Source organism: Colwellia sp. MT41 (assembly GCF_001444365.1).
Classification (GTDB): domain Bacteria; phylum Pseudomonadota; class Gammaproteobacteria; order Enterobacterales; family Alteromonadaceae; genus Colwellia; species Colwellia marinimaniae.
Window position 1 is genome coordinate 2,252,662 of sequence record NZ_CP013145.1, and the last position, 13,803, is coordinate 2,266,464.

A 13,803-nucleotide genomic window follows, 5' to 3' on the forward strand; every position below is an offset into this window, starting at 1 on the left:
GGTATTCTCACTGTTATATAAATAACCGAGACATTTATACTGCGGTTTGTTACAGAGGCTCCGGTAAAAATTAACTATGCAATCTATGCGGCTCGACTTTTTGCAAGTGGGCAACATTGAGTATGGTTACTACCTTATTTTCACTATTAATTAAGCCCTCAATATATTGGGGACCAACACAGCCGCCAAATGCCGGTGCAGGTTTAATATCAGCATTGTCAACATTGAGCACATCAGAAACGGCATCAACAACAAAACCAATAGTGCGTGAGTTATTATCGCTTTGGTAAGTCAGTACTATAACTACCGTTGTATCTAAGTAACTCGCTTCGCCAATACTAAATTTGAGACGTAAATCGACAATTGGCACGATAATCCCTCTCATATTAATGACACCTTTAATATAACTTGGCGCATTAGGTATTTTTGTTGGTTGCTCCCAACTTCTAATTTCTTCGACACACAAAATATCAACGGCATATTGCTCTTGTGCTAATAAAAATGTCAGATATTGATCACCGCTGGTGATAAAGTCGACACCTTCCATCGTGTGCTCACCTTCGACGGGAATATCTTGTGCCATCGCTTGAATATTCATAAACAAACCTCCGCTGTTACACTAGCATTGCCGTCGGTTTTTTCCCGTTGGGTATGCTGCGCTTGTGCTAACGCCATATGAATGATACCCGGTATATCAAGAATCATTGCGACTGAGCCATCACCAAGGATTGTCGCCCCTGAAATACCAGCAACTTGTTGATAATTATCTTTTAAACTTTTTATAACCACTTGCTGCTGGGCAAGTAAATCATCCACCATCAAGCCTATTTTTTGACCGTCAGCTTCAACAACGACAAGTAGGGCTTTATCTATTTCCGTACATTTTGTCGCTAAATTGAACAGTTGATAAATGGGTAAAATGGGCACGTTGTCATCACGTAAACGATAAAGCACCATATCGCCAGAAACACGATTAATTAGCTTGTTATCAATTTGCAGGGATTCAACAATCGCAATAAGGGGGATGATGTAGGTTTCGCTACCCACTTTGACTAGTTGCCCGTCTAAAATGGCGAGTGTTAGCGGCAGATGCACCCTAAAACAGCTGCCTTTGCCCAGGGTTGACTCAACTTGAATTCGGCCGCCAAGTGATTGAATATTACGCTTAACCACATCCATGCCAACACCACGGCCGGATATATCAGTGACTTCTGCCGCGGTTGAAAAACCTGGTTCAAATAATAAGTCATATACCTGGCTTTCCGTTAAGATAGCATCAGCTTCAATGAGACCTTTTTCGACCGCTTTGTCCAACACAACTTGTCGATCTATACCGGCGCCATCATCCTTAACTTCAATAACAATATTGCCACCTTGGTGATAGGCGTCTAATGAAATGGTGCCTTTTTCCGGTTTACCCTTAGCAAGTCTAACTTCGCATGATTCTATGCCGTGATCAGCAGCATTTCTTACTAAATGTACTAAGGGATCGCCAATTTGCTCCATCACAGTTTTATCTAATTCAGTTTGCTCACCCTTAATCACTAATTCCATTTTCTTACCCGTTTTTATCGCTAGATCATGGACAAGACGAGGAAAACGATTAAAGGCAAAGCTGATAGGCAGCATACGTATACGCATAACGCTTTCTTGTAATTCTTTGGTGTTTTGTAATAGCTGTTCAAGGCCACTGGTAAGGCGATCAACCTTGTCCATGTCAAAATCATTGCCTAACTCAGATAACATTGATTGGGTGATAACTAATTCGCCAACTAAGTTAATTAAATTATCAATTTTATCTACCCCAACCCGAATGGAGCCAACATCTGCTTTAGCTTTAGCTTTATCTTTATCTTTAGCTGTAGCTGTAGCGGGGATATTTGTATCTTCAGCAGTAGACTCTTTCGCATCTGCTATTGCAGTACTAGCGTTTTGTGTACTCGCCAGTTGCTCTTGGTTGGTTGTCGTGCTTTGCGATTGCGGCTGTTCTTCTGGGGCGAGTACTTCAATATCTTGAGATGTATTTGAGGTGTCTGCTATGGGCACTAATTCTAATAAACATTCATCTTCAACCCATTCAAAAATTTCTCTAATCTCAGCTTCACCCACGTCGGTGTAAAGCGTTAGTTGCCAGCTTAAATAGAGCTCTTGCGGATCAATATCCACTAAAGCAGGTAAATCATTGCAGTCGGCACTAAGTGTTAACTGGCCTAACTCTGCTAAGGCATTGAATATAAAGAGTGGATCATTACCCGTTTTGGCTAAGCTATGCTCTGGAATGAAGTTGATGGTATAGCCGCAGACATTACTTGCTGCAACTATATTTTCACTTTGATTATCGCTGTCACTTGACGGCTCATCGCCTAATGTTTCAGCTAAGCGGCTAGTGGTTTGCTCAACCTTATCATGGTCATAATTATCATCATCACGAGCAGCTTCAATGAGTAAGCGCATACAATCGACAGATTCAAGTAATATCTCGGTATCTTTACTGGTAATTTCTCGTCGTCCATCACGCATTTCATCGAGTAAGGTTTCCACTAGATGAGTAAACTCGGTTACTTTATCAAAGCCAAAAGTGCCAGCCCCACCTTTAATCGAGTGAGCGGCTCTAAAAATTGAGTGAATAGTTTCATTATCCCCCTCTTTTAAATTTAATAATTCTGACTCCATTAACTCGAGTCCTTCAAAGCTTTCTTCTAAAAAACTTGGAATAAATTGCGATAAATCAACAGTCATAAGTGATTACCTACTCTTTCCTTGTCAAAATCAGGGGTATTATCACGACAGGGTACTTGTATTAAAAGCACCTAAGATAACTAAGTTACTGAACTAAATTTATTAAACAGACTTTTTAACTTAACAACGTTACTTAACCACACGTTTAATGGTAGCTAGCAACTTTTCCGGGTTAAACGGCTTAACCAACCAACCAGTTGCACCAGCCGATTTACCACGCATTTTCATCTCGGCAGAGCTTTCTGTGGTTAACATCAAAATAGGGGTAAATTTAAAATTTACTAGTTTGCGTAACTCGGTACATAAACTAATGCCATCCATATTGGGCATATTTACATCGGATATCACCAAGTCGAAATTACTGCTTTTCGCTTTACTTAAACCCTCTTGACCATCTTTTGCCTCAACCGTTTCGTATCCGGCACTTTTTAAGGTAAAACTGACCATGTCCCTTATGGAGTTTGAGTCATCAACAACTAACACTTTAGTCATACTGGTTTCCTCATCGTTTAATGCATTGGAGTGCTGTATTCTATTGATATATTTTTAATAAGAAAAAGTTCTCAATCCATGATGTATTGCAATAAAATGGCATCACTGATACCAAGTTTTTGAATACTTTCCTTTAAAACGCTGGATTTTGATTGCCACTTAATTTCTTTACCCTGGGCAGTGATGTAGGTAACAACGGCAAGGATAAATTGCACGCCGATAGTATCGATTCGTGTTAATTCACTGTCATCAATGGTTATTACATCTTGGTCATCAATTAAGGGAATGATTAGAGCTCGATACTCGTCAACCTGAGCAATTGTTAAGTCATTGGGGAATTTGATCATTTATTAAAATATCCGTATTTTTATTATTGTGCTTTGTGACTTAAAGCATATGACAGATTTAACGGAATGCAAGAAAGAGTATCCGAAAATACAAAAATGATATAACTAGTTGATAATTATAGTATTAATATAACATTTTGTAACTATGCCTCAAGGTTTAACGGCATTATTTCGGCTAGCATAAAATATTGAAAACACAAGAGAAATTAACTATTCTTACACTTTTTAGAGGATTATCGACAAATAAATTTGGCTTTAACCCGAGCACTTTTTACACCTGGCGAAACACTAGCCATTAAAGCGCAACAGGTGATCGCATTGCTTATTCATAAGCCGCTCTTTATTCAATCATCAATAATTAAACTGCCCCCCCCCCAGGGTTAGCAACTAGATGTTGAGCCGACACTCCCGCACCAAACGTCAGCACAATTTATAAACATGTCGGTAGCCATCAATTAAGTAGATTTTACTAAAATTATGCTCTAATTTTAGAGAGTCATAGGCTGCCCGATATGAATCAATGTCGGCCATGCAATAAGTATTAAATAGTGCCAGCCAATATTCATCTATATCGCCATTGGCATTGCATTTTTTATTCTTGATATTGATCCTGTTTTCTAACAGGAATAGAATGTTTTCCTGAATGTTTGTCGAAGCAAATTTAGTTGCTATTGCTGGCACCACTTTTATCTTTGGCGGGTGTTGACACTTATATAAATTGATTGATACCACATAACCTAAAATGTCTATCACTGCATCGTATTTCTTGATCGCGATCATATTGATAATTATGCCGGTCAGCTCTTTTTTAAAGTCATTGATACGCTTAATTGGGCTAGGAATAACAAGATGAATCCATCGGTTCTTAGGAATTAGCTTGCCTATTTCTTCATTTAACTGTGCGACGATATTCGAGATGGGTACATCATCTGCCAGCCTTGAGCGCCGTTTGCCATTTTCATTGATGTGCTCAACCAGTTTGGTAACTTCAACGGCAATTCTGCGGTTATTTAGTAGTAAATAACCGTCTGGCGGGTCTTCACCATCGATATATTTCCCCCCGAATTTAGACGCTAAAGTCGCAAGAACGTATTCTTCATCTGGTTTCATGATGTATCCTTAAAGCATATCCGTACATTATGTGGCTAATACTGCAATGGCTATGTTAATCATTCGCTATTTTTTATTAATAGGCATGAATATCAATTACTTCTACTCCATAAAGGCATGGTTTCGTGATCAAATCAGGCCATTAGCTGGGCTAACAACTCACCCATAAATATAAATAATTAATCAATTCATATTGTTAGTATAGGATATTGACTCGTTCTTTCCGTTTAGTACGTATCTGCTTGCTTGGTAAGGGTAACGATGACAGCCATAGGTCAGTAAAGTATTATCTGACGCTGAGATGCAAGTCGATTTTTACTTATTTAAACGGGTCAAAGGTCGGCTAAACCCAAGCGACGAAGCAGAAATGTTTTTTGATGAGGTTGATAAAATATACCAACAGATGCGGTCGATAAAGAATACTGCGCAGAGCCTTGGTGTAATGGCGTATAACGCATAACAACGTTCACTTTACCTTGATATTTTTTAACTAGGTTATTGAGCAAGGGGAAAATTGACTACAAGTACCACAAGCTGAAGCCTTTTAGCTTAACGTTCACCGTTTCCTAATAAATAGACTAAGCGTAGGCTGGTATTGTGGTCTGATGTATTGGCATTGGTACTGTGATAAAAGCGCCAATCTAATTGCAGAGCAAAGTTATTATTAAGTTTGTAATGTAGACCCGCACCTGCATTGACTTGGAATCTTTTGCTGTCGATATCCCTTCGCCACAAGGTTTCACCAAAACCCGCGGTTAGGTATGGTCTGAAATCACTGTCAGTATTGAAGTAAAACTGGCTATCTACACTGTAATTTTCATAGTTATCTTCTGCTGCGCTCAAGTTATTAGTCAACTTAGCTTTTGAATAAGTGACTCTGCTGGAGAATTGACGGGTAAAATATAAACCTAAACTGTATTCAGTGGTGGTTCCGCCTGCAATGTCCCATAAATCATCGAGTACTACATTACCGACACCATAACTCACGCCTATGATACCGGTATCAATAGGATCATTGTTATAGGATGACCTTTTCATTGTGCTTGGTGTGTAACTGCCACCATCACCAAATTGTAAGGATATATTAAAGTTTATTTGCCTGTCAGTTTGGCCAGTATATCCGTAGGGGATTTCGTTAAAACTAACAAAGCCCGTACCCGCTCTTATAATTTCTTTGCCAAATATATTATTAATACCGACACTCATACTATCTACTGGGTCTAAAAAAAATAATGCTGTGCTACCTAACATACTCGAGCCCAAGACTGTGCCGCCCTGTTCTCTAATGTCCATTTCAGTATTAAAAGCCCACTCACCGTATGCCCAACCGAGTACTGGGGTAATCACTAAATCTTGAATCGAGGGTGTTTCCGCGAAGGCTTCAATGCCGTATTCCCAGTAGAAGGTCGACATAATAGCCGAATACAAAAAGGCATCCCATTGACGATAACCTGATTTACGCGCTACTTGATAATAAACACCACCAAAATAAGGGTGACCAATAAGGTTTAACATGCCAGTGTCTCTGTCCCATACCGGACCAGCTTTGACATTATCAGACCATTTACCAATAATACCCTCTTCTTTATCCCAGTTAGAAATTTCTTCTGGTAATAAAGCAATTATACCAATAACACCAAAACCGTAGGTAAAAATTGAATTGGTTTGTGACCAAAGTCTGTCACTATCTTCACCGTTGGCATCGGAGAAAATAGACAGTTGAAAAGGAGAATCATAAAAGTCAGCGGCTGGGGTAGAATTTTCCCACAGAGTATTGCTCGCCATTTCTCGATAAATTTCATCCAGGTTTTCAACGCTGATCTCGGCAGTAAACTCAATGTCACTGTCAGTTTGTGACTGTGCCTTAGCAATAGCTGGTTTCGCCTCTTGGTGCTTCTTGTCTTGAGTAAAGTCTTGAGCAAAGTCTTGAGCAAAAGATTGACTGGGTAATATTACAGAGATTACGAGTAATACGGCTAAAACAATAGGGTTAATATTGTTGCTCTTAGTTAAATATTTATTCAGGTCCAAAATGGTCAAACGCAGATCCTTAATGACTTACAATGCATAATCACTTCATTATCAGTAATTATTTTCTTTATTTATTGATGAAAAGAGCCACTAACTTTTCAGCTAACGGCTTATTCACTTTTGCGGTACGATAAATATTTGCACGCTAACAGGGCTATCAGCCCCTAAGTCTGCTCAAATAACACACCAACAACTGAAAAATCAATAACTTAAAAATCAATAACTTAAAAGTGTATTCTGAATTAGTCATGACACTTTATGTCAAGAAAACCAATGTACAACAAGCCTGTACCCGGAAAGGTCCGCATTATATTCTGTTACCTTGAGTAGAGCAACAACGGACTAACAATTGATGACCAGTTTGATGTTGAGCAGCACCATATTTTCAAAAATATTGTGGTAAAGAAATTACTTTATGCTGCTCTATTTATACTCGTTCTCCTTCTGGCTAGCTAAGATTATAAACAATGTTAAAGCATGGCAACGACTTCTAAACCCTGTTTAATCGCGCGTTTAGCATCAAGTTCCGCGGCAACATCAGCGCCACCAATCAAGTGATAAGGTTTGTTTAGCCCTTCAATCAGCTCTCTTGCTGGCTCTTGCCCGGCACAAATAATGACATTATCAACGGCTAATACTTGTCTTACCCCAGCAATAGACAGATGCAGACCGGCATCGTCAATTTTATGGTAAACACACGATGACAGCATTTTTACTTGTTTGTTTTTTAGCCCAGCTCGATGGATCCAACCGGTAGTTTTACCTAAACCGGCTCCGACTTTAGTGTCTTTACGTTGTAACAGATAAACATCACGTGCCGGCGGTGAAACTACAGCTTTGACCCCTTCAATTCCCGCTCGAGCCGTTAACGTCATATCAACGCCCCATTCTTTCATGTAGGCAGCAATATTTTGACTGGTTGGGGTGCCAGAATGGACCAAGTATTCAGCGATATCAAAACCAATACCTCCAGCGCCGATAACTGCCACCTTTTTGCCGACCGCTTTTTTGTGCTTAATGACATCGATATAATTTAAAACTTTATCATGGTCAATGCCTTCAATGGGCGGCAACCGTGGATTGATGCCCGTGGCTATGATGATTTCGTCAAAATCACTGTTGTTTAACTCATTGGCCGAGACCCGAGTATTTAACTTTACCGTAACGCCCTTTAATTCTAATTGACGAGAAAAATAGCGAATGGTTTCACTAAATTCTTCCTTACCTGGTACTTGTTTAGCAATATTGAATTGGCCACCAATAACACTTTCACCATCAAACAGAGTCACTTGATGCCCTGCTTCTGCCGCCGCCGTTGCCGCAGATAAACCTGCCGGCCCTGCACCTACCACCGCAATTTTTTTGCTTATTTTTGCTGGCACAATATTAAGTTCAGTTTCAAAACAAGCCCGTGGATTAACTAAACAACTGGCCATTTCACCATTAAAAACGTGATCAAGGCAGGCCTGATTACAACCAATGCAGGTATTAATTTCATCACTGCGCCCTGCTGCCGCTTTGTTAACAAATTCGGCATCGGCTAGAAATGGTCTTGCCATTGAAATCATATCGGCATCGCCACGTTGTAATACTTGCTCGGCAACTTCGGGGGTATTAATTCTGTTTGAGGTGATCACCGGAATGGTAAAATGTTCTCTATATTTAGCGGTTACCCAAGTAAATGCGGCTCGAGGCACCTTGGTTTGAATAGTCGGAATACGCGCTTCATGCCAACCAATGCCGGTATTAATAATGGTTGCCCCAGCTTTTTCAATGGCTTGACCGAACTTAACCACCTCGGCAAAACTACTGCCGCCCTCGACCAAGTCCATCATCGACAGACGGAAGATAATAATGAAATGTTCACCAACCGCTTGGCGGATACGGCGCACCACTTCAACACCAAATTTAATGCGGTTATCATAACAGCCGCCCCATTCATCATCACGTTGATTGGTTCTTAAGGCGGTAAATTGATTAATAAAATAGCCTTCTGAACCCATTACCTCAACACCGTCATAATTTGCTTGCTGTGCTTTAACGGCTAAATCGACAAAAGCTTGCAACTCTTCTGCAATCATGTCAACAGTGACCGCTTCGGGTGTGAATGGATTGATAGGTGCCTGAATAGCCGAGGGCGCAATCAACTTATGATTAAAAGCGTACCGGCCAGTATGAAGTATTTGCAGACAAATTTTACTGTCATATTTATGTACTTCATCGGTAATAACCCTATGTTTAGCAATATCCTCTGCGCTGGTCATTATTTGAGTATTAGGGTGCGTCGCTCCACGTTTACTTGGGCCATAGCCACCGGTAACTATCAAACCACAACCGCCTTTAGCACGTTCACCATAAAATGCCGCCATACGCCTAGTGCCGTCTGGATGCTCTTCAAGACCGGTATGCATTGAGCCCATTAAAATTCGGTTTTTTAAGGTGGTAAAACCAAGGTCAAGTGGTGCTAATAATTTGGAAAAACTGTTTTTTTTTGTGGCTGTAATATTAACTTGGGACATAACTCGCTCTCTTTGTATTTATCAAGTAACCCATTCAAGGTAGATACTTAATTTAGACACTGTCTAGTTTGATTAAAAACAAAATACAGGTTAAATTTGACAGTGTCAAGATTGATTATTAAACCATAGCTTGCTAAATTAGCTATTATGAAAAATACTCCCGAAAAATCAAAGTATCACCACGGTGATCTAAGAACGACTTTACTTCACGTTGCTGGAGAAATGCTCAAAGAAAGCGGCATTGAAGAAGTTTCATTGCGTAAATTGGCCGCCCGCGTCGGGGTATCCAGAACAGCTCCCTATCACCACTTTAAAGATAAAAACGCCCTGCTTTGTGGTATTGCTGAAGCTGGTTTTAAGCAATTACATGCCATGAATAACCGTAGTTTTAATGCTGAAGGTCGTTCAACTAAAGAAAAGTTCTCACTTTTTATCCATGAATATGTAAACTTTGCCAAGAGCAATCCAGATCTTTATGAATTGATGTTTGGTCGTACCATTTGGAAACAAGAAAATAGCACACAAGAATTGCGCGCTGCCGCCTACCCCTGTTTTCAATATCAGGTAACCATGACTCGCGCATGGCAAAAACTTAAACTGCTTAATCATCGCGGTGAAGACAATGCTTTACGTGCATCACAAGTGCTGTGGGGCACGGTTCATGGTATTGCTAAATTACTTATCGATGGCATTTATACCGACGTTGCCCATGTTGAAGAAATATGTGATTACGCCGTTGATATGTTTCTGGTTCATTAGTTAACAGCTAGATAACTCACCCTTAGGCTTAACTAATGAATAGCTAGGCTTACCCGTAGCAATAAAATATTACCTCGTTGCGATGTCGGTCACCCGAAAACTATTCCAGCTGAACTCTGCATAAGGTGTGATGGCTATTCAGGTAAAACGTTTATCAATCGCGGGCTATTTATCGACGTTTTAACGCAGAGCATCGAATAAAGGGGCTGATTGAATAAGTGCCGGTTATTTAGGTTTATCAAAATTTAAAATAGCATCGCTGTTAAAACGAGGCATACATTCAGCTGCTGATTTTTTCACCAAAATACGACGAAATGATTCATCAAGAGTAAGCCATTTGTTCATCAATTCTGGGTGGGTATTAGTCTCACTAAAGGAGTCCAGCAGCAGTTGTTTTCTAATATCAAATAACTCGTCTGGAATAAAAATATGGCGATGGGCTATGGGTGGGGCTTTGCCAATATAGTTATTTTCCCCACCAAGCACTTTTTGCATAAAATCAACTTGCTGATCTTCAATATGCTGCTGTGAAATATGAAGAAAGTACTGTTTTAACCAGGGGTGCTGGTAGACTTTATCATAAAAGACTTTGTTAATAGCCACCAGGCTAGACCGGCCCCCTATGCGGTTAAAGTTTTCAAATCTTGTCATTATTTATATGCTACTCAAATACTAGCGCTATGAATTATTAGCTAGCTAAACTATAGGGGGAAAATAGCTAAAAGGTATTTAATTGCCCTAACTATCGATAAGTTAAACAGAGCGCTGAGTTCAAATCCGCCATATTGGCTGACCAAGATGGCCCATTGGCGGTAATTAAATGTCGAGCAACACCACTTCGTTGTTACTGCTATTTGTAAGGGAATAACATTCCTGCACATGCCTGTTGCAGTAGAACCGGTATAGCAGTACCAGTCAAAGCACTCGTTCAGTGATAAGCTGCAATGATGCGAGTGAAATGAAATTTTTATAGTTTCGCAATATGTAAATATAAGCTTGGCTATTAAACTCGCATTCGTTAAAATTGTCTTATTCGTACCATGGCGATTATTAATTTCGCTTTACTTGCTCATTTAATATTGGTTTTATATGCAGTTATTTCTTGAATACTTCCCGCTTATTGTTTTTTTCATTGTTAATTCAGTAGCCGGTATTTACTGGGCCACGGGTAGCTTGATTATCGCTGCTTGTATACAAATGCTGCATTATAAATTTAAGAAAGAAAAAATCCCCACTAAGCAATGGATTATCTTTGGCTTGGTGGTGGTTTTTGGTGGTCTTACTATTTATTTACAAAATGATGCTTTTCTCAAATGGAAAGTTACCATTATTAATGCTTTTTTTGCCGGTGCGTTATTAGTGAGTGATCTGTTATTCAAAAGAAATATCATTAAACAGTTTTTAGGCGAGTCCTTAGCGCTACCTGAAAAAATTTGGACTCGGTTAAACCTTGCTTGGGCCATGTTCTTCCTATTTTGTGCCGGCTTAAATTATTACGTAGCTTTTAATTTCGACCTTGATACTTGGGTCAATTTTAAGGTTTTTGGTTTAACTGGCTTAATGTTTATTTTCTCTATCACGTCAATTTTATTTTTATACAAGTATTTACCTCTTGAAGAAGATGATAACGATAAAGTTAAAGATGAAAAAAGTAGTAAATCAAATTAAGTTGCCCTCGTCATAACGAACTAAGTCACCCTATTATTTAAAGGAATATATCCGTCATGTTTTATCTTATTTACAGTGAAGATGTTGAAAACTCACTTAGTTTACGCCTATCGGTACGCGATAAGCATATTGAGCGTTTAAAAGCCTTACAGACGCAAGGAAAGTTATTAATAGCCGGCCCATGCCCAGCCATTGATAGTGAAGATCCCGGTGAAGCCGGTTTTACCGGTTCTTTAATCGTTGCTGAATTTGATAGTTTAACTGCTGCACAAACTTGGGCAGATCAAGACCCGTATATCAGCGCAGGTGTTTATAAGAAAGTCACAGTAAAACCCTACAAAAAGGTATTACCTGCCTAATAAAGCTAAAATACTCAACTAAACTTAACAGCAAAGATGGCTATCTAGTCGACCCGTTTTTTAGTGTCTTTGCGTACTTTGTCCTTGTAACTATTAGAGTGTATAAACGAAAAATGATCTATAAGAAAACACTTTTAGCCTTATCATTGTTATACCCATTATTGATGATGAACCCTGCTTATGCGGTAAAAAGCATTAACGTGTGTCAACAGCAAACCGCAGAACAACTATCATCGGCGGCCATGTCTCGGTGTTTAGACGGCGTTATTTCTTCTGTGGATCGGGAATTACAAACCTGGGTAAATTTGCACACCTTTAATTTAGAGGAAAAAGCCTTAGTGAATGGCCGCTATTCTGCATTAAAAATGTTTAAGCGTTCACAAAGTAATTTTATTACCTATAGAGAAAATGATTGTCGCTGGCAATATCTAGCAATATCCCCAGAGAAAGGCGCCAATATTGCGTACAAAACTTGTTATGTGCTATTAAGTAAAAGCCGGATAAGCACGCTAAGTAAAATTAAAACTACCAATCCTACGACATAGGTTTTACTTTTACCGAGCGACTTTAGTTGAATTAATGCCTCTTAATTCAACTAAACTAGCCTAAGCCTACATTAGCTAAGTAATGCTTGCTCAGTTTTATCATCCAACTCATTACCATCACTTAGCATCACAGCTAACCAACGACCTTCTGGCGAATTTTCTAAGCCGATCTTTAATATCATGGTTAATGGCACGCTTAATAACATACCAACCGTGCCAAGTAACCAGCCCCAAAATATCAGTGATAAAAAAATCACTAAAGTCGATAACCCTAAACCTTTACCTAGATATCTAGGCTCAATAATGTTGCCCATCACCATATTGATTAAAATAAAACCTGCACCTATGGCGCCAGCATCGCCAATACCTAGTTGTAAAATGGCAAGAGTCATTGGTGGTACTGCGGCAATTATAGAGCCAATATTAGGAATATAATTAAGTAAAAAAGCCAATACGCCCCATAATAAAAAGAAATCTAAACCAAAACCCCATAACATCAGCGAAACAATACAGCCAGTGGCAAGACTAACCAAGGTCTTAATGGCAATGTAATGGTTTACTGAAGATATAAAGCGCTCAATTTGTTTCAAACGCATTTGTGGATCATCTAACGCTAAATGTAACTTATGAGGAAATGAAGAGGATTCAAACAACATAAACACCACCGTTAAGATGATCAGAAACAAGTTTGCCATCACTGAGCCAAAACTTGATAGCATTTCCGCGGCTAAGCCCATGGCAGCAGCGGGATCAAAATACTCTGTCACGATAGCAGTAGAAAGTTGAATGTCGTGTTTGGCAAAAAAATCCGTTAACCAGACAAATTGTTGTTTAAGTTGCACCCGGTATTGAGGAATGTATTGTGAAAGTTCATTTAACGAACTGCCCACTAAACCCGTTAAAAACACCGCCATGGTAACAAAAGCTGCGATAACAAAAATAATTGAAATTGCTTTCGGTATTTTGAATTCACTGGCTTTGCTGATGAGTGGATTACAGATGATGGCGATAAATACGGAAAGTAAAAACGGCACTAATATATTCGCTGCAATTTTAATACCGGCAAAAATGATAAAAATAGCCGCTACCGTAACAAAAGCTTTGACGATAGAGCTATGATTTGAATTTGAATGTGAAACCATGAAAATCAATCCTTATATTTTTATCGTTTCAATATACCTTAAATTCCCTAACTACACTAGATTACTTGTGTTTAAGCTTAAGTAATCAATTC

General features: G+C 39.2%; 14 protein-coding genes. 4 read left to right on the top strand and 10 right to left on the bottom strand.

The genetic code is table 11. The features are described 5' to 3' along the window. Positions 1–70 precede the first annotated feature (70 nt). The 8 genes from CMT41_RS09660 to CMT41_RS09690 form a co-directional block, all read right to left on the bottom strand. Entirely contained in the window at positions 71–598 is a 528-nt protein-coding gene (locus tag CMT41_RS09660; protein ID WP_057181103.1) for a chemotaxis protein CheW, read from the bottom strand. Then, positions 595–2,739, bottom strand: a complete 2,145-nt coding sequence (locus CMT41_RS09665) for a chemotaxis protein CheA (RefSeq protein WP_058027143.1) — start codon at positions 2,737–2,739, stop codon at positions 595–597. The genes CMT41_RS09660 and CMT41_RS09665 overlap by 4 nt, the downstream gene beginning before the upstream one ends. Before the next feature lie 129 nt (positions 2,740–2,868). Continuing rightward, the gene (locus tag CMT41_RS09670) at positions 2,869–3,231 is read right to left on the bottom strand and encodes a response regulator (protein WP_057181105.1); all 363 of its coding nucleotides are present in this window, start codon (positions 3,229–3,231) and stop codon (positions 2,869–2,871) included. A gap of 71 nt (positions 3,232–3,302) precedes the next feature. Continuing rightward, positions 3,303–3,578, bottom strand: a complete 276-nt coding sequence (locus CMT41_RS09675; RefSeq protein WP_057181106.1) for an STAS domain-containing protein — start codon at positions 3,576–3,578, stop codon at positions 3,303–3,305. Between the two features lie 420 nt (positions 3,579–3,998). Then, on the bottom strand, positions 3,999–4,688 hold the full coding sequence (locus CMT41_RS09680; protein WP_057181107.1) for a hypothetical protein: 690 nt from the start codon (positions 4,686–4,688) through the stop codon (positions 3,999–4,001). Between the two features lie 332 nt (positions 4,689–5,020). After that, entirely contained in the window at positions 5,021–5,194 is a 174-nt protein-coding gene (locus CMT41_RS19795; RefSeq protein ID WP_307188493.1) for a hypothetical protein, read from the bottom strand. Between the two features lie 43 nt (positions 5,195–5,237). Then, entirely contained in the window at positions 5,238–6,728 is a 1,491-nt protein-coding gene (locus tag CMT41_RS09685; RefSeq protein WP_058027144.1) for an acyloxyacyl hydrolase, read from the bottom strand. A 461-nt stretch (positions 6,729–7,189) separates the two neighbouring features. Next, complete coding sequence (locus CMT41_RS09690; protein WP_058027145.1) at positions 7,190–9,238, bottom strand: NADPH-dependent 2,4-dienoyl-CoA reductase; 2,049 nt, start codon at positions 9,236–9,238, stop codon at positions 7,190–7,192. A 147-nt stretch (positions 9,239–9,385) separates the two neighbouring features. On the opposite strand from CMT41_RS09690, the gene CMT41_RS09695 reads away from it, so the two are divergent. Next, on the top strand, positions 9,386–9,997 hold the full coding sequence (locus tag CMT41_RS09695) for a TetR/AcrR family transcriptional regulator (RefSeq protein ID WP_058027146.1): 612 nt from the start codon (positions 9,386–9,388) through the stop codon (positions 9,995–9,997). A 225-nt stretch (positions 9,998–10,222) separates the two neighbouring features. On the opposite strand, the gene CMT41_RS09700 is transcribed toward CMT41_RS09695, so the two are convergent. Continuing rightward, a complete protein-coding gene (locus tag CMT41_RS09700; protein WP_057181111.1) occupies positions 10,223–10,648 on the bottom strand; it encodes a group I truncated hemoglobin in 426 nt (141 codons plus the stop codon). 438 nt (positions 10,649–11,086) lie between these two features. Here CMT41_RS09700 and CMT41_RS09705 point away from each other — a divergent pair, with 438 nt between their 5' ends. From CMT41_RS09705 to CMT41_RS09715, 3 genes are all read left to right on the top strand, one after another. Further along, positions 11,087–11,665 (top strand): septation protein A, encoded by a 579-nt coding sequence (locus CMT41_RS09705; protein WP_057181112.1) that lies wholly within the window; start codon positions 11,087–11,089, stop codon positions 11,663–11,665. A gap of 56 nt (positions 11,666–11,721) precedes the next feature. Beyond that, positions 11,722–12,024: a YciI family protein gene (locus CMT41_RS09710; RefSeq protein WP_057831662.1), complete on the top strand. Its 303-nt coding sequence runs from the start codon at positions 11,722–11,724 to the stop codon at positions 12,022–12,024. 113 nt (positions 12,025–12,137) lie between these two features. After that, positions 12,138–12,569, top strand: coding sequence for a lysozyme inhibitor LprI family protein (locus CMT41_RS09715; RefSeq protein ID WP_058027147.1), 432 nt, complete (start codon positions 12,138–12,140; stop codon positions 12,567–12,569). 71 nt (positions 12,570–12,640) lie between these two features. On the opposite strand, the gene CMT41_RS09720 is transcribed toward CMT41_RS09715, so the two are convergent. Next, a complete protein-coding gene (locus CMT41_RS09720; protein WP_057181115.1) occupies positions 12,641–13,711 on the bottom strand; it encodes an AI-2E family transporter in 1,071 nt (356 codons plus the stop codon). Between the last annotated feature and the right edge of the window lie 92 nt (positions 13,712–13,803).